The sequence below is a fragment of the Paenibacillus motobuensis genome (genome assembly GCF_039521865.1).
Taxonomy (GTDB): domain Bacteria; phylum Bacillota; class Bacilli; order Paenibacillales; family Paenibacillaceae; genus Fontibacillus; species Fontibacillus motobuensis.
Genome location: NZ_BAAACX010000021.1, coordinates 13,780 through 31,678, shown reverse-complemented (window position 1 = coordinate 31,678; position 17,899 = coordinate 13,780). Strand labels below are relative to the sequence as shown.

Genomic DNA, 17,899 nt, shown 5'->3' with positions numbered 1-17,899 from the left:
TGGTTTTAAAAAATCTTCCAGTTTTGATTATTAGAGTGGTTAGATTGTAAGATAATAGGATGGGTAAACAATAAGACGATAACGAAGAGGGATGAAGTAGTATTTGTATTTTTTCTTAAGTTGAGGAGGTAGCTTTGTGGTACAAAGTTGGCAGCGGTGGAATCAAGCTTCCCGCAAATGGCTATGGATTTTGGTGATCGTGGGGATTGTCGCCTCTATACCTGTAATTTATCAACGGGTGGAGACGGAATCTTCGGCAAATAAAGTGGAAATTGTATTCAATTATCGCGGATTGGTCGAGATCTCGAATTATCAAGCTAATCCAGCGGCCTATATGAATGAACAATTGGATCGACTGAAGAAAGCCGGAGTTACAACGATGGCTATGTTCGAGAGCTCGCTCGATGAATATCAGAAGACAAGACGAATTATGGTCTTTAGTGAGGCTGATATCGCCAAGTTCAATAAGTCATTGGTGACCCCGAACAGCAACTTTACTTATATTGCATTTACGACTGATGATAGCGAGAAGCAGCTTCGCCCTATGATTGAAGGAGCTTTTAGCGGATTAGGTGTTTCAGTGCTGCCTTGGGAATATGAGGGGCGTCCAGGTTTGGTCGTGGAGATGTCTCCGGATGAAGCGCTGCTGAAGCCGATGCCGATTGATAAAATGGCGTTCTCTATGCTCCAGGATAAAGGCTTTATTATATTGCCGCGGTTGTCTGATAATATCCCTTATGATCAAGCGGCGATGGATGAAGAACTCAAATATTTTGCAGATCATGGTGTGAATCGCATTCTGTTCGATGGTGAAGCCGTAAAAGGGTTCCAGGACAATGAGGAAATGAATAGTTTACAGGGCTTTGCTGATCTGCTGAACAAATATAATATCGGCATCGCCGCGATTGAGAACTTGAAGGCTCCCCAAAAAGGCTTCAACAAACTGGCATATCTGACGGATTATAATGTGGTTCGTCTTCATCCGCTCGCTGATGCTGAAGCAACTCAGGATACGGAGACCTTGGCTGATCGGTTCGCTCTGGCAACGAAGGACCGTAATATTCGGATGATATACTTGAACGCTTCTCCAGCTAAGGATGCCGGGAAAGCAGCAATTACGAATCCGATTGACAATCTGATTCATTCGCTGCAGGAACCGGGAAATGCGATCCAGCGTATCCAGGATAATGGCTTCGAGCTGGGTCAGGCAGAGGCCTTCCACGTGTATGATGCTTCCTGGCAAAAGTATTTGAAGGCGTTGGTCGTACTTGGCGGCGTGGCGATGATCGCATTGCTCATCTCGTACTTCATTGCGCCTATTACCTTAGCGGTATTTGTTCTCGGGTTAATCGGCTCCGCAGGGCTATATGTGCTTAAACCAACTTTAATGGAACAAGCTCTTGCGTTATTCGTGGCGATTAGTGCGCCGACGATTGCGGTAGTGCTGGCCATACGCAAAGTAAATGAAGTCAGTGATACCAAGACGACGCTTCCAAATAGCAAAAGATTGGTGCATACGCTCGTTCTGTATGTGAAGACAGCTGTAATCTCACTGTCAGCCGTTCCTTTTGTAATCGCATTGCTTAACAATATTACGTACAGTCTCGTGCTGAATCAGTTCCGCGGCGTAAGCTTACTACATTTGGGACCTATTCTGCTGATTGCTATTTATGTCTTCCTGTACCAAGGCGAATCCGTTTGGAAGGAACTAAACCGTTGGCTGAAGATGCGAATTACGCTCCTGTGGGTAGTTGCAGCTGCGGTTCTGGGTGTGGTTGGTATGTATTATCTGTCCCGGACAGGGAACGCCGGCTCGCTACTGCCTGGTGAAGCCACATTTAGATCTGTACTCGAGAATACATTTGGCGTAAGACCAAGGAATAAGGAATTCCTGCTTGCGCATCCGTTGTTCCTGGTAGGTATCTTCGCTGCGTTCCGTTACCGTTGGGCGCTCTATGCGATGGTTATCGCAGTTATGGGGCAGTTGTCTATGGTAGATACCTTCGCTCATATCCATACCCCGGCGGTTCTGTCGCTGATTCGCGGCTTGCTTGGTCTGGGATTGGGTTTGATCGTTGGCTTAATCGCGATTGTAATTTGGCATATTATCGAAAGGTGCTGGGATAAATGGTCGCCGCGTCTCCTCAAACCATAGTTCTATCGGGATATTACGGCTTTCGCAACAGTGGGGATGAAGCAGTGCTGCAAGCGATTCTTACAGCGCTGGAAGAGGAAGGCCGGGCATCCGGGATTCAGATTGATCCGGTGGTGTTGTCGATCGATCCCGAATGGACGAGTCGTACCTATGGAGTAAAAGCTGTACATCGGATGAAATTTGCGGAAGTAAGGAACGCTATTAAGAATAGCGACGGGTTGATCAGCGGCGGGGGCAGCCTGCTGCAGGATGCAACGGGATTCAAATCGATCCCGTACTATCTCGGCGTGATCAAGCTGGCGCAATGGCTCGGGAAGCCGACCTTTGTATACGCGCAGGGCGTCGGCCCCGTAAATCGCAAGTTGTTCCGCCCGTTTATCGCGTCAGTGTTCCGGCGCTGCGATTATATCTCGGTGCGGGATGCGGAGTCGGCGGAGCTGCTGCGCAGCATGGGTATTCCGGGCGGGGACATCGAGGTTGTCCCCGATCCGGTGATGGGGCTGAAGCTGCCGGAAGATGGGGTGGCAGCTTCAGCAGATTCGCAGTTGGACTCGCAAGAGGGCGAGTCCGCTGCCACCACCGGCGCCGGCGCTAATGTTGCCGGGCTGCCGGTGGTGGGGGTGTCGGTCCGCTTCTGGACAGAAGCGCGGACCGAACTGGCGAAGCTAGCCGAAGGCCTGGCTTCGCTGAGCCGCCGCAAGCCGGTGCATATTCGCTTTCTGCCGTTTCATTTCCCAGGCGATGACGAAGCCTCGCGCTTCGTTATGGAGCAGATGGGAAATGTGGCAGACAGCGGCAGCATCGTGAGTATTGCGGCGGAGACGGAGCATCCGCAGGATATGCTCCGGGAAGTCAGCCAGTGCAGCCTGCTGATAGGCATGCGGCTGCACAGCTTGATCTACGCGGCCTCGCGGGAAGTTCCGCTGCTCGGCATCTCGTATGATCCGAAGATCGATCATTTCCTCGGCCGTGTCGGCAGCGTTCCGGTCGGCACGACGAATGAGCTCGATCCGCAGATTGTTGCCGCGCAGGCCGAGCGCCTGCTCACCGAAGGTGAGGCTTGGCAGAGAGCGCATTCAGCGAAGATCAACACGATGAAGGATGCGGCACGACTGCCAGCGCAGAACATCGCACAATTTCTACGGAGCAAGGGGTGATCCGAAAATGACGTTAACACATGATACAGCGGTACCGACGGTATCCGTGTTCGGCATTCCTGTATGTAAATGGGGAATGAAGGACACCGTAGAGTACTTGTCTCAGGTGGTCGCTTCCGGGACACCGCATCAGATTATCACCGCAAATCCAATTATGATTATGTCCGCTCTGGAGAGCCCGGAATACAAGCAGATGATGCAGGCTGCTGAATTGATCGTACCCGATGGAAGCGGTGTGGTCTGGGCCGCCCAGAAAGGCGGCGATCCTGTAGCGGAGCGAGTGGCAGGTATCGATCTGATGCATGAGCTGCTGCTGCAAGGTGTGAAGGAACAATGGAGAGTCTATTTGCTAGGTTCAACGCCAGAAGTTATTGAAGAGACGGCTGGGCGATTATCCCGGCAGTATCCTGGCCTGATCATTGCAGGCTATCGGGACGGATATTTTGGCCCAGAACAAGATGAGGAAGTTGTCCAGGCGATTAAGGAAGCTGCGCCGCATCTGTTATTTGTTGCTAGAGGTGCGGATACACAGGAGCCTTGGATCGCAAAATATAAGCAGTCCCTAGGCGTACCCATTATGATGGGCGTCGGTGGCAGTTTCGATGTCATATCCGGCAAGACCAAGCGGGCTCCGCTTGTATTCCAGAAGCTTCGGCTTGAATGGTTATACCGTCTATTAAGACAACCATCCCGGCTGCCTAGAATGCTGGCGCTGCCGAAATTTACCGTAAGGGTTATGCGCGAAGGAGAAAACCTGACCAAAATACGATAATTAATTGAAATATTGCGGAAAACAGCGTATTATTGCTTAAATACGGGGTTGGTGTTTCATTTGAAACGGAGTATAATCATTCCGGCAGAACAATTGGGGGTTAATACACATGTGGATGATCTATACCATCGGGTTTATCGTCGCGCTTGGTTTGGCGCTTGCTCTGACGCCGCTCGTTAAGAAGTTCGCTTTTAAGGTCGGCGCTGTGGACGTGCCTAACGCACGTAAAGTGCATACTAAGATTATGCCGAGACTCGGTGGATTGGGCATTTATTTATCTTTTATAGTAGCTTTTCTGATAATCGTATGGTTTGTTCCGGAATCTTTCTCAGTACGTGAGATGAATTTTATTAAGGCATTTCTTGTTGGCGGTACATTGACAGTTCTACTAGGAGCGCTGGATGACCGTTTCGACTTGCCGGCTAAACTGAAATTTGTCGTGCAGATTGCGACAGCCTGTATCGTCGTCTTCGGGTTTGACGTGCGACTGGAGTTCGCAAATATTCCATTCCATACCTATGCTTCAGTTGAGAGCTGGATCGCTATTCCGTTCACGATTCTATGGATCGTCGGGGTAACCAATGCGATCAATCTGATCGACGGTTTGGATGGACTTGCAGCTGGAGTCTCCGGCATCTCGCTAGCAACGATCGCGGTGATGGCGTTTATTATGGGCAATGAGGTTGTTGCCTTGATGAGCTTGCTGTTGCTCGGAAGCATCCTTGGCTTCCTGCATTTCAATTTCCACCCGGCCAAGATCTTCATGGGCGATTCGGGTGCGTTATTCCTTGGCTTCTGTCTGGCCTTGCTGTCCTTGCTTGGATTTAAGCAGGTAGCGATCGTATCCTTCCTGACTCCGTTGATTCTGATCGGCGTGCCGCTCTCGGATACGCTGTTCGCGATCATTCGTCGCTGGATGCAGAAGAAGCCGATCTTCTCACCGGACAAAGGGCATCTGCATCACTGCTTGCGCGAGCTTGGATTCAGCCACCGTCAGACGGTGCTGATCATTTACGGCATCGCCGCTTTCTTCGGAGTACTGGCGGTTATCCAATCCTCGGCAGCTATGTATAATGCCAACTGGGTTACCTTTGTAGTCATCTGCGTCATGGTCTTCTTCCTGCAAATCGGGGCAGAGGTCATCGGCCTGATCGGCAAGACCAAACGGCCACTACTGAACTTCCTGGCGCGCTTGCGCATGAAGGTCGGCGAAGAACGAGGCTCGAAATAAAGTAGCTGCAGAACCTTGGACTTTTAGATTTAGCAAGATTGGAACTATAGATTACAGAAATTATATGTTTATATAAAATGTTTGGATGGGACAACCTCTATCAGTGCTTGGGTGCTGAAAGGGGTTGTTTTTTTCTATACTATGCAGTTCAACACTGGAGTGTGGTTAGATTGGGCTGCTTACTAAATTTCGTGGCATTTGTTATACTAAGGACATGCATGTTCTTTGATAAGCTCAAGGGAGGGATTGTCTATGAGCGAGCAATTACTTCAACAGATCATACAGAAACTCGACAGAATTGAAAATGAGCAGCAAGCGATGAAGTCAGATATGGGTTCTATGAAATCCGAACTAGGATCAATGAAATCTGAACTAGGGTCGATGAAATCTGAACTGGGATCACTAAAAGAGACACAAGCCCTGATGCAGTCGCAGCTGAGTGAGACAAATGCCATTGTCCGGGCCATCCGGGATCGTCAGGAAGAGACAGACTCCAAGCTTGATGCTCTAAGCATGGATGTTCATAAGCTGCATGGTGAACTCACCCACCTCAAGGAAGGCCAAGAGCGCCATGAGAGAATCCTCGAGAAACTCTCTCTTCGTTCGATCGAGCAGGAGACAGACATTTCGGCCTTGCGGAGAGCGAAATAGCTTGAATAGAATAAATTTATTATTAAACCTATTCTTTCTTTAGGATCGAATAGGTTTTTTGCCGTATTTTTTACGATATTCTTCAAAATTATGGCCGATTGACCGATAAACAATATATTAAGAATGTGAGGGGGAGACTTGTAATGCAACGATGCAAGAAGCCATTTATTTGGTTGCTTTTATTTACTTTGATTGCTTCATTGATCCCAAATGCTGCACTACCAGTTGCAAAGGCGGCAGGGGACAAACCAACCAGTTATTTCACACCTGATAACAAAGACTTGCGGAATACTGTAGATTTGACTTTGGATAAGGGCAGCAACCAGTTGACCCGGGAAAATGTATATAAAGTAACTGTACCGCAAATTAAAATTAAAGGTACATTCTCCAAGGTGACCAATTCTACGTTGTCCATACAAGCCCAGCAGTTGAACTGGGAACAACTGAATAGCAAGTGGGTAGAAGATACGACCCGGATTAATCCCGGCGTGATTCAACCGGATCTGGACAGTCCGGATAATCGCTTTGAAGCGACGATCACCCTGCATTCCGGCATGAACCGGCTTACTTTTACAGGAACTCAAGGCTTGGTTCAACGTTCGGAGTCGTTCTATGTATTGTACGATAATGTACCTTATTTGGAGAAGCTGCAGGTTCTAGGTGGGGCTGATAAGCTGGATCTGAATGAGGGAGCACAAATTGTCGTAGCTAAAGATATTATTACATTAGAAGGCAACGCTCAGAACGCCACGAAGATTACCACGTCGATCAACGGAGGATCTGCACTTGCCACTACATTGCTGCAGGATGGTACTTTTTATTCGCAGCAAATGAAGTTGAACCCGGGGGTTAACGATTTGGTAGTCGTTGTAGCCAATGGGTCGGATACGTTAACGTTCAAGTATTCACTCTATTTCTATGATGAGAAGACGCCTTTTGTAGGTTTGTATCTCGTTGATTCTACCGGAAATGCACAAAGCTTGCTTGATAGCAATCAGCCTGTCTTTACAGAAAGCAAAACAACAGCCAGAGTTTTTGCTCAGCTCTTAATCCCGGATTATAATAATACGGATTTCAATACATCTGCTGAATTAAAGCTAGATGGCAAAGAAGTTGTCGGTTCCGAGGTTAAATATTATAAAGGCTTCAAAGTTAGTGGTGATGGAAAGATCAACGCCGAACAAGGAAGCGAAATATTTATTCCAAGCGTGAAAATTAATACGCCAGCATATCGTCTGGTTACTTTTGAGTTGACTTCACTTCTTCTAAACGAAGATACTCAGAACCCGGGCAGCATCCTGAAGGATCAGAGGCATAATTTGTCCGTGACTTACGGAACGAAGACGATTAACAAAAGTGTCGACTTCCAGTATATGCCGGGTCATACTGTCATTACTGATCTGAAGTATTTAGAGGGGTATGATGGTGGTACAAATATCCCTCCGGGTACATCCTTGAATGGTGCCAAGGTTGACTCCAGTGATTTTTACGTAATGGTCGTTACAAATAGCAAACCTGACTCTGCAACGGGTCTAGAGATTAATTATTTGCCATTGGCATCACAGCCAATTACTTATTCTTATGTATCGTCGCCATCGGATACACAGCATATTTATAAGATTACAGGATTCAAGAATGGGAATCAGACTGTAAGATTCCAATATGCACTCTCCAATGCTTACAAAGATGCGAGAGTTTCATTTGCATCTAAAAACTATATATACATTGAAAATCTGATGGACGGTCAGACTTATGATGTAACCGCGAATGGAAGATCATTGAACATTAAAGGTGAGTATGTTGATTTTGACACTTTGGACAGCCAATATTTCCTTGCCGAGGTGTTCGCTAACGGGATTAAGGTAAAATCAAATGTCCCTTCAGAAAATCTGGATTCGGGTTGGTTGGAAAATACCGGGAAATTTGACATTAATCTAGATATTTCGATCGACAACGGACCGTTAGTTTTCGGAGAGAACAGAATTGTCTTCACGGGAACGGGTGTTGATGAGAAAGGACAGGCTAGAGAAGTCACAAAAGTTTTGCGTATTTATATCGTAGACAACAACGTGTCGACAATTACGAATTTTCAGCCTGCAGTAGGTAGAGATAGACCTGATTTCCCGGCGCGGGATTTTGGTTCTGATGATCCTCAACTGGCGAAGATCTTTAACTTGACGCCGGAGTTTATTTACAAAGATAAAGTTTATACAACAAGTCTACGAGAATTCGACATCGTTCTAAGAGGTTCCGGAGCAGTCAAAATGAACTTGAACATGGGAACCAAAAATATTTTATCTGCGAGCATTCCAGCCAACTCTCAGGACGGTGCGGATGTAACCTTTGCAAGCGATAGATACAATTATGATTTCGCTGGCAATCAAGGCGATTTCATCATGCGTATCCAAGATTTTATCTCGGATAAACCGGGCACATACATTTATACTTTGGAATTAATTAACGATACTGGCGCCAAGACGACTCAGAAGTTAGAGATCGTTAGAGAAGTAGGGGCCTATCGTATATTGTCTCCGCAGCCAACAGTGGGGAATCAAATTGTTGTGACCAAGAACTTTGTTCATTTTGATATTGAAGCTGAGGGTGCGACTGAGGTAATTATCGATAAAGAAGCTGCTGAGAGACGAACGGATCTTGGAGAGAACCGATTTGTTCTTGATTATGTCGGATTGAAGCAAGATAAGTCGAATAAAATCAAGATTCAAATTACTAGAGGCAATACGAAGACGAATGATACAATCGAAGTGTTTTATACCGGAGCTATAGGAGTCGATTCGCAGTATATGGCTCCGAAGGTATCCAACAAGTATAGCGCGTTTAACAAATCCCTTGAGTTAACTTTTGATAAGGGATCCATTATGCAAAGTACGGATACAAGAGGCATTACGAAATCGTATCCTGATACGAAGCTGTTGTTTGGTATCGCGGATCCTAATACAGGTATCGTAGAACGTCGAAATGACTATGGTAATGTGATTGGATTTACAGGAACTGGAGTTGAAAGCGGCTATCCGTCTTGGATTCTTCCGGATGAATATTTGGGTTACTTCAGTTCGAATTTTGATCGCCGGAATTTCGTAAGGATTTCTAATGTTTACTGGGTTAGCGGTGGTCTTGGAGAATCAGGGGAGAGAGGAACAGCCAATTATAAAGCAGCAACCAATGGATTGGTCCCATATTCAGTCGAAGGGCTGTTTGGCGATCCCGAGACGCCTTCTGAACGTAAAATCACTCCTTCCAGTCGTGGCAAATTGACGATTGCCTTCGACAAGAGTGTCGTAGATGAAGCAGGCACAATAGTTACAGTATTCCGATATAATGAGAATCGCCGTTGGGAGAATATCGGCGGAGAAGTAAATACGAAGAACCACACGATTACGGTTCCGTTCGATGAGTTCGGTTATTATATGGTTATGAAAATGAGCCGCGGCTATAGCGATATTACTAACCATTCCTGGGCGAGAAATATTTTGAATGCTCTCTATTCAAAAGGAATTATGAATAACATCCGATTTGAACAATTCGGTACGGATGATCAGACAACCAGAGGCGAGTTCGCCACTTTACTGGTTAAGGGATTAAATCTTCCGTTGAATTATGATAATAATCCAACATTTAGCGAGTTAGTACCTGGCTCCAGCTCAGCTACATGGGATTATAAGCATATCGAGACCGCTGCACGGGCAGGGATCGTTACTGGATTGAGTGAAGGGATTTTCGGGGCCGATCAGCCGATCACTCGAGAGCAAGCGGCGGTAATGATCGCCAGAGCGCTAAAATTGAAGTTGCCAGCCAATGATCAGAAGTTGAAAGACGCGCTTGCCAAGACTTTCTTGGATTCAGGGCAAATTGAAGTTTATGCACAGCCGGCAGTTCAGGCTGTATACAAAGCTAAGATTATGTCAGGCACTCCATCTACGCCAGCTGGAAGCAAGAAGGCGGCCTATAACTTTAATCCTAAGTCGAATATGACTCGGGCAGAAGCAGGGAAAATAGCAGTGGAGCTATTGAAGAAGAGTACAAATGTTTTCCCTAAAAATCTAAGTTAGAGACGTGTTTTAATCCTGTCCAGAATCTGTTTCTGGGCAGGATTCGTTTTTTTTCCAATTACATCTTTTTGTAATTTGTTGGGGTTTAAGTTACAATAGGCAGAGTAATAAATATCAAGCAGAATACTCAGTAGAACATTTTTTGCAAAAAGGGTGAATTTGAACTGATGAAACCGATATTGTCAAAAGCGCAACTAGGATATTCGAAGGCAAAGAGAAAGTTTGAGGATAGATCCAAGGTATTGGAGAAGAGAATTGAAGAGATTGCTAAGGAACAAGAAGTTACGCAGGAGATCATGGAAGGTCTTGTTGTAGAGAGTGGCTTCCACGAAGCTTTCAACGATCTGCGCAATGCTGAGAATGAATTAATTGAATGGTCGCATAATACAATGAAGCATGAGAAGGAATACAAGGATAACAAGCAGGCGATCGATGATATGTATCTGAAGCTGAACTCCGATCCTAAGATGCGCAGCCGGATTATTCAACTGGCGATGAGAGTTAGATAATAATAAATTGCAATCATAGTAGTTTATTTTGCCTCATAAGGCGTCCAAAATTGGACGTCTTATTTGTGCTTCTCATACATATATTTAGAATATTGAGCTGGAAAAACTTGTACGATGACTTGGGAGATTCAGGGGTGTTATACTAATTTCCGTCAGCAGGAATGCGTGACAAAATGATGAAATGCAGGAGAAGACTAGAAAAAGTAACAATCTTGCAATTTTTTTTTAAAATAGGCGCAACTTTTTTTGTTCTGCTGCGTTTAAGATGGTGAGCATGACGATGACGACCAAATTTAGACATCCCAACATGTTCCTCGTAGGGAAACTTGTCTATCTTTTAGAAAAATTATCTTTACGGCACCTGGGACTCATTGTATAATGTTTAGGTAGGATTAGGAAACTAGTCTATTTCTACATTCTATTAACCTGCTCATAGTTTATAAGTTTCTGCGGCTCTGTCGCAGACCTAATTTATAGGAAATCTGCTCAGACTCTGGAAAGGGGGTGCAATGGCTAATGAGTAACAAGAGCTATTCAATTAAAGAAAACTCTCATGTGATAGTTAATCAAGGAGGAGAAAAAAAGGTTATGAAGAAAATTTTATCCGTAGCTTTGTCTACAGCAATGGCATTCTCCATGTTTGCTACTGTAGCATTCGGTGCTGACGCTAAGTTGACACCAGAGCAACAATTTAACACATTGAAAGAAGCTGGCATCGTAGAAGGTTTCCCAGATGGATTGTCCCACTTGGACAGAAGCCTGACTCGTGCTGAATTGGCTAAGATCATCGTTAAAGCAACTGATCTTACTCCAGTAGACGCTACTTCTTACAACGATAAGAACTATGCTAAGCACTGGGCACGTACTTATATCGAAGCTGTAACTCAAGCGAACATCATGGAAGGTAAGAACCTTGAGAAGAAATTGTTCGACCCAAGTGGCAACCTTTCCGTTCAAGAACTCGCTGCAGTTCTGGTTCGCGCTTTGAAACTTGAAGTTCCAACTGAAACTAACAACACTGCTACTGAGTGGGCTAAAGGCTATGTAGAAGCAGCTGTTAAGGGCGGATACATCGACGCTGGTATCAACTACCAAGCTAACGCTAGCCGTTCCCAAGCAATCGTTGCTGCATATGCAATCTATGAAGCAGCTCAAGTTCCAACTGTAGCTTCTTACACAGTTTCCGAAGCTGGTAAAGTTGTTGAGTTCACACTCTCCAACAAAGAAGTTGTGAAAGTAACTTTGGAAAAAGCTCTTGAGCCTAACAAAGAAACTGAAGTGAAATTCACTCACAACGGTCATGACTACACTCATAAAGTAACTTATGTTACTACAGTTGCTCAAAAGGTTGATAGCGTAAAAGCTGAAAACCTCAAAGAAGTAATTGTAACTTTTGATGGTACTGTTGATTCTGCTACTGCTGGCAACGAAAGCAACTATACAATCCAAGGCAAGAGCATTGATAGTGCAACAGTTTCTGATGACAAGACAAGTGTAACCTTGTTGTTGGCTGATGATGCTAATTCTGTTCTGGTGAACCAAAAACAAACTACAATTAGTTTGAAGAACATCAAGAATGAAGATGGAACCAAAACTTTCACTCAAGATGTTCAATTCACCCCAATTGATGTAACTGCACCAACAGTTAAAGAAGTTGTGGGCTTGGGCACTAGCGCAATCAAAGTAAAATTCAGTGAACCTGTCAAGGAATCTGTTGCGATTGCTTCCGTCAACTATCGTATTGATGGTAAAGTAATTGGAGCTTCTGTAAAATATGCTTATCCTGACACTGTAATCGTAGTTACCCCTATTACTGAAGGCGAACATGTTTTGCGTGTAAGTGGTGTGACTGATTTCTCTGGATTGAGCGTAGCTCCAGTTGAAAACAAATTTACAACTGTAGTAGATACTGCAGCTCCTGAAATTAAGGAAATTAAGTCGAGTGATTTGACTAAAGTTACGGTTACATTTGATGAAACTATCAAATCCGTATCCGACGCTTATGCCAATAACTCTTCGAAGACTGCATCTAAAATCGTTATCAATGACAATAAAGTAACGTTGTTCTTTGATGGAGATACAAAGCGTTTGAACCAAGGTGAGAACACAATCGTTCTTAAAGGCGTTTCTGACTATAGCGGTAACAAAGCTGACCGCGAAGGTAAAGTAACACCTGAACTTGATACTGTTCGCCCAGTAGTTACGAACGTAGATTTCCATAAAGACGGAGCAGACTATGTTGCTGAGCTTCAATTTAGCAAATCGCTTAAACCTGATGTTGCTAAGAAAGCCGACAACTACAAATTGGTTGATAGCGATGGTAAAGTTGCGAAAATCGCAGGTGTAGATAATAGCGGACATCCTATCCGTGGTATCAAATATGATGATAGAACGAAGAAAGTTGAAATTAACTTTGGACCAGTATTTGATAAAGAGTATACACTCGAAGTTTCTGGAGTGCGGGACAATGCTTACATTGGCAATGAGATAATTCCGGCATCCTTCAAACTGAATCCTGCTGGTACAGAAAACGGCAAAATTTCACGCGTTTGGGTTGAAGATGCATCTAGAGGACAATATGTATATGTTGAATTTAACACTCCTGTTGTTATGAGTGGCGCTGGAAGTGCATTGGATCCGGCTAAATACAGCATTGCTAAAAAAGGTACAACAAACAAAGTTGCGTTGACTAAGAGTGCTGATGACATTGATCCAGTAACATCTTCTTCGGTTCGTATCTATGTCGACAGCAAAAATCTTACAGTCGGAACGGACGATACTCTTTATGTAGATTACATTGCCAATCTTGATGGTAAATATCTGACAGAAGGCACTGGTTATACGCTGAGCAGTGTAGTAAAACTGAAGAATGATGCTGTTAAAACTACTAGTGTAGAAGCTACAGCAAATGATTCCTTGACAGTTAAATTTGATACTGCATTGAACAATGTCGATGTAAATGAGTTCTCGGTCAAAGGTACTGCTACTAACTCAACTTATAAAACTTCTTATCCAAATGATTATTCTTTGAGCGCTGATGGAAAAACTCTTACACTGAAATTCTCGGATGATAAACTGCCTGTTGAATTCAGTAATACATCCTTGAAACTTGTTGCTGCTGGTGGCGATGACGCACGTACACGTGATGTGTATGGTAACCCAGTAAAAGTTGATTTTGAAGTGGCTAATAAGATTGCTCCAGAAGTGATCGCTAAATCATTTGATGTTGCTCCTCCAGTAGGAACTAAGTACACAGCTTCCTTTGATGTAACTAAGATCATCACTGATAAGGCTGAAAACTTCACTAAATCATTGTTCTCTGTTGAAGTTACTCCTGCTCTAGGTGGCGACAAAAAGAAAACTGAAATTACTGAAGTTAAAGCAAATGGTACTAAATTAGAAGTTATCTTTACCGTTGAGGGTGGAATTAACACAGGAGACTATGTAAAAGTGTCCTTGGATAATAATTCCGGAGCTATTGTAGACGGTAATGGAAACTCATTGAAAACATTTAACCAAACTAAAATTTATAATCAATAATCTTTGGTTGAAGTAAAAAAGAGCCCTTAGGGGCTCTTTTTTTTAACAATTATTGATAAAGATCAAACTTTTCTTATTTTCATGCGTATATACTATATACGATATTTTTCTATATAGGAGGTTTGGATTTGAGTAAAGCTAAAACGATTGTCGCGTCGATAGCTGTGGCTACTTTGCTTGGTCAAGGATTTGTAGGTATTGTTGACGCAGCAGCAGTTAAAAGCCAACCCACGACGACAAAGACGCAGAAGCAAACTGTGAAGACATTGAATGATTTAAAGGCCGTAAAGATAACTAATAAGAGTACGGTGAAGTTGAGTAATGTTAATATTCTATCTCAAGATGATGGAAGCGTATTAACATATACGTTGACCTACAATAATAATGATAGTAAGACATTGTCTTTGATCGATTACTGGACTAAGGTAAAGACCAAGTCTGGAACAGTGTATAGTGTAACCGCTGTAGGGGCAGATAAAGACAAGAAAAAAGTAGTTCCTGGATCTTCTGTTACCGTTACATATACGACTAAGATTGCTAAGAATCTGAAATATAGTGATCTGAACTTCCAGATCATTAAATGGGATTTTGGTGTATCAGGATATGAGAAAGTATTGGGAAGTATTAATATTCCGTCGAGTTATTCAGTCGCGACACCAGTGAATACGACACAGAAGTTACTTATAAATGATTATGTGCTTAAATCAAAGGTAAGTGCTGTTAATGTATTAGGTTTAGGGGACTATAATTATGTGAATGTATCACTATATTTACAGAATTCTGGAGCAAAGACCTTAGAAAACCCGAACTTTAAATACGTGGTTCAAACGAGTAGTGGAACAGCGTTTGCATTGACTGCAGATTCTGCAAGCTCAAATTATCAAATTTTACCTCAAGAAAGCAAAACACTAAATCTGATAGCGAAAATACCCAAAAAGGTAAACCTAAATAATTTAACGCTTGTTATGGTTCAAAATGATGAAGCAGTTAAAAGCGACATGCCGGTTGCGTCATTAAGTTTAGGAACTAAGCAAGGACAGTCATCCAAGACTGCTGTAAATAAAGAAAGAATTCTCAAGGTAGACAATAATAGCATAACAACTAGAATCGATAGCATTTCCAGAAATCAAGGTTTCGGAAATAGTGAGTTATCCGTTCAGTTTGCTATAAAAAATAAAGGAGACAAAACAATCATAGTCCCAAATTATGGATTTGATATTCAGGTTGGGAATAAGTTGTATCCATTAACTGCAAGTGGTCTGGACGGGATGTCATTAGAGCCGGATGAAGAGCAAATTATTTCTATTGACGGAGTGATTCCGGTAGTAGTAAGTGTGGATGACATTGATCTGATCCTAAAAACACCAACTAGCTCTTCTGGATCAGAAGGTGGGCAAACACCACCAGCGGCTAGCGTTAGTTACCCAATTGCTGCTTATAGCTTGCCTGAATACACCGACATGCATTATGCATTAGGTAAAGAGCGACTTGTAAAAAATAATGATGGGACATATGGTGTAACATTAGATAGTATACAGAAACTTCCATGGGGTGATGGAAACATACTATCAACTAAAATAACTATAGCTAATAAAGGTACAAAAGCAGCTAAACTTCCTGACTTTGCTGGGGCTTATAAGATGGATCAGACGACACTAAGTAACACAGTTCAATTAGTAAACAGTAACACTACACAAATTCTCGGTGTTGGTGAGAAAACAAGTGTGTATGTCGTATCTAATGTTCCATCAAATTTAAAGTATTCGCAATTGCAGATACAATTACTTCAGAAAACAGGAACAGATAAGACGAGTAATTGGATCATGTTCTCGAATTTTGGTAATTCAACTGAAATCAATAAGGTACCTGAAGGAACCTACAATAATTTGAATACATCAGGTAAGAAAGCTGATCTTCAAACTCGTAAAACATACCTTTATAAGGGCTCGACGAATGACATAATATATACAGAGCTCATAATGAGAAATTTAGAGAACAAACAAAATAATTTATCACAACTTACTGGTTATTTCCAAACCGAAGATGGCCAATATTACAAAGCGGATGTAAATCAGGTAAAGACTGCTGTTGGTCCTCAAGGGGCAAGTATCGTAACATTCTCATCTAAATTACCAAAAGGTATAACGGTGTCTAATTGGAACCTGGTAGTGGGTGAAAGTATTACGGATAATAAGTTTACAGAGTCTGAAGGTAAACCTACAGGTTATGTGAATGCCTCTGCAATGGAATTGAATCTAGACAGCCGTGATATTAAGAGTACTCTAAAGGATGTCCAATTATTCCCTTATACAATTAGTATTCCTTCAATTGAAGGACGTACTAATTCTTCAGGATTGGAAATAAAAATGAAATATGACTTAAAACGGGATCTTACCTTTGACATAGGTGAATTCCAGCATAAATTCATATTTGAGGTTGTTGACTCCAGTGGGGCTAGATTTGAGAAGGAAATAACAATTGAAAAAGACATTGTGGTTGGTAGTAATCAAAGTTTCTCTTATGTGATTAACGATCCGATATTTGCTACCCTAAGATCGGGAGCATTCCAATTCTCTATCTACGATTCTTTTGGAGGAGAAAAGACCAAAATCGCAACACAAGCAGCTTATTATGTAAATAATGATCTTTTTAATTAATTCGAGTAGAATAAGCGAAAATCCCCGTTATGGGGATTTTTGCTTGTTCCAATCTATCAAAACCACTATCATTAGAAGTAATAGATTATAGAGGAGGAACATGATGAAGACAGCATGGAAAGTAACTGCCGCGGTGGTATTGATTGGCGGAAGTGTATGGGCAGGATCACTGATGAATTCACAGGCAGAGGGGGCAGGTGTGACGAATCAACCAGGTACCTCGGATGATCCCGTTGTGACAAAGAGTTATGTGGATCAAGCTATACAGCAAGCTCTGAAAGGTGGAGGTGGAGGCTCGACCACGCCAACAGTTCCTACGACGCCTACAGAGCCTTCTAAACCGTCTACGCCAGCGGAAGGTGGAAATAGTGGCTCTTCTTCATCCTCTGCTGATGAGGTGAAAATTGTTGATGTGAAGCCGGGACAGATACTGATCGCATCGGCAGGGACGGAGTTCGTTGTTCGAGCCGGTAAAGCCGCGATTTATAGTGAAGATAAAAACGGTGTTGCCGATTTGACAGATGGAATAGATATTTCAAACGGCGGCGCGGTTAAGAATAATCATTTGTTATCATTTCCTAGAGCAGGCCGGGGTATTCAGGTTCAAGAAGGAAACACACATAATATAACGGTAATGGTTCGTGGAGGATATCAAATTAAGTAAACATTTCTGATTCAAAAAGGCCCAAGTGGACTTTTTGGATTACCTCTATTTTTCCATAAGTAACAAACATTAATATGATTAGCGTAAGGTACTGGACACATACTATTCCTGATCCACAATAATCAGGAGGTGTATCAAATTATGGCAAGAAGCAACCGTAAGATTGTTCCGGAGAGCCGTGAAGTGCTGAATCAATGGAAATATGAAATCGCTGCAGAGTTTGGGTTGCCTGTGGGTAGCTCAGGCGGTGCAGGAGGCGCAGATACGGAGTTTGCTGGTGAGCTGGGAGCTTTAGGCGGCTCATTAAATGGAAGCTACTGGGGACATTTGACTTCACGTGAAGCCGGATCCGTAGGTGGAGAAATCACCAAGCGGCTTGTAGCCCAGGCAGAACGGAACTTTTCCTTATAAGTTCCATCAGGAATTGTCCCATTTTATTTTGACATGAACTTCTAAATACGCTAATATGACTTTGAGGATTGTCAAATCAACCTTT

General features: G+C 43.2%; 11 protein-coding genes. All 11 read left to right on the top strand.

Going from position 1 to position 17,899, the window contains the following annotated elements; genetic code table 11:
* The first annotated feature begins 136 nt into the window (after window positions 1–136).
* The 11 genes from ABD014_RS21420 (at window position 137) to ABD014_RS21370 (ending at window position 17,814) form a co-directional block, all read left to right on the top strand.
* Entirely contained in the window at window positions 137–2,155 is a 2,019-nt protein-coding gene (locus ABD014_RS21420) for a DUF5693 family protein (protein ID WP_343864706.1), read from the top strand.
* Window positions 2,128–3,312 (top strand): polysaccharide pyruvyl transferase CsaB, encoded by a 1,185-nt coding sequence (gene csaB / locus ABD014_RS21415; RefSeq protein WP_343864704.1) that lies wholly within the window; start codon window positions 2,128–2,130, stop codon window positions 3,310–3,312. The genes ABD014_RS21420 and csaB overlap by 28 nt, the downstream gene beginning before the upstream one ends.
* A gap of 7 nt (window positions 3,313–3,319) precedes the next feature.
* Window positions 3,320–4,084 carry a WecB/TagA/CpsF family glycosyltransferase gene (locus ABD014_RS21410; protein WP_343864702.1) on the top strand — a complete coding sequence of 255 codons (765 nt, stop codon included), beginning with the start codon at window positions 3,320–3,322 and terminating at the stop codon, window positions 4,082–4,084.
* A 109-nt stretch (window positions 4,085–4,193) separates the two neighbouring features.
* Window positions 4,194–5,315 carry a glycosyltransferase family 4 protein gene (locus tag ABD014_RS21405; protein ID WP_343864700.1) on the top strand — a complete coding sequence of 374 codons (1,122 nt, stop codon included), beginning with the start codon at window positions 4,194–4,196 and terminating at the stop codon, window positions 5,313–5,315.
* Between the two features lie 252 nt (window positions 5,316–5,567).
* On the top strand, window positions 5,568–5,966 hold the full coding sequence (locus ABD014_RS21400) for a hypothetical protein (protein ID WP_343864698.1): 399 nt from the start codon (window positions 5,568–5,570) through the stop codon (window positions 5,964–5,966).
* A 143-nt stretch (window positions 5,967–6,109) separates the two neighbouring features.
* Window positions 6,110–10,033, top strand: a complete 3,924-nt coding sequence (locus tag ABD014_RS21395; protein ID WP_343864696.1) for an S-layer homology domain-containing protein — start codon at window positions 6,110–6,112, stop codon at window positions 10,031–10,033.
* Window positions 10,034–10,200: 167 nt separating this feature from the next.
* Window positions 10,201–10,542, top strand: coding sequence for a hypothetical protein (locus ABD014_RS21390; protein WP_127003309.1), 342 nt, complete (start codon window positions 10,201–10,203; stop codon window positions 10,540–10,542).
* A 516-nt stretch (window positions 10,543–11,058) separates the two neighbouring features.
* Window positions 11,059–14,082, top strand: coding sequence for a hypothetical protein (locus ABD014_RS21385; protein WP_343864692.1), 3,024 nt, complete (start codon window positions 11,059–11,061; stop codon window positions 14,080–14,082).
* Between the two features lie 128 nt (window positions 14,083–14,210).
* Window positions 14,211–16,739, top strand: coding sequence for a hypothetical protein (locus ABD014_RS21380; protein ID WP_343864690.1), 2,529 nt, complete (start codon window positions 14,211–14,213; stop codon window positions 16,737–16,739).
* Window positions 16,740–16,842: 103 nt separating this feature from the next.
* The gene (locus tag ABD014_RS21375; RefSeq protein ID WP_343864688.1) at window positions 16,843–17,403 is read left to right on the top strand and encodes a hypothetical protein; all 561 of its coding nucleotides are present in this window, start codon (window positions 16,843–16,845) and stop codon (window positions 17,401–17,403) included.
* Window positions 17,404–17,544: 141 nt separating this feature from the next.
* Window positions 17,545–17,814, top strand: coding sequence for an alpha/beta-type small acid-soluble spore protein (locus tag ABD014_RS21370; RefSeq protein ID WP_343864686.1), 270 nt, complete (start codon window positions 17,545–17,547; stop codon window positions 17,812–17,814).
* Window positions 17,815–17,899: the final 85 nt, after the last annotated feature.

What these genes read in the sequence shown, in the direction of transcription:
- ABD014_RS21385 (WP_343864692.1), top strand. Translation starts at nt 11,059, where the DNA reads ATGAGTAACAAGAGCTATTCAATTAAAGAAAACTCTCATGTGATAGTT.
- ABD014_RS21400 (WP_343864698.1), top strand. Translation starts at nt 5,568, where the DNA reads ATGAGCGAGCAATTACTTCAACAGATCATACAGAAACTCGACAGAATT.
- ABD014_RS21405 (WP_343864700.1), top strand. Translation starts at nt 4,194, where the DNA reads ATGTGGATGATCTATACCATCGGGTTTATCGTCGCGCTTGGTTTGGCG.
- ABD014_RS21390 (WP_127003309.1), top strand. Translation starts at nt 10,201, where the DNA reads ATGAAACCGATATTGTCAAAAGCGCAACTAGGATATTCGAAGGCAAAG.
- ABD014_RS21375 (WP_343864688.1), top strand. Translation starts at nt 16,843, where the DNA reads ATGAAGACAGCATGGAAAGTAACTGCCGCGGTGGTATTGATTGGCGGA.
- ABD014_RS21370 (WP_343864686.1), top strand. Translation starts at nt 17,545, where the DNA reads ATGGCAAGAAGCAACCGTAAGATTGTTCCGGAGAGCCGTGAAGTGCTG.
- ABD014_RS21395 (WP_343864696.1), top strand. Translation starts at nt 6,110, where the DNA reads ATGCAACGATGCAAGAAGCCATTTATTTGGTTGCTTTTATTTACTTTG.
- ABD014_RS21410 (WP_343864702.1), top strand. Translation starts at nt 3,320, where the DNA reads ATGACGTTAACACATGATACAGCGGTACCGACGGTATCCGTGTTCGGC.
- csaB (WP_343864704.1), top strand. Translation starts at nt 2,128, where the DNA reads ATGGTCGCCGCGTCTCCTCAAACCATAGTTCTATCGGGATATTACGGC.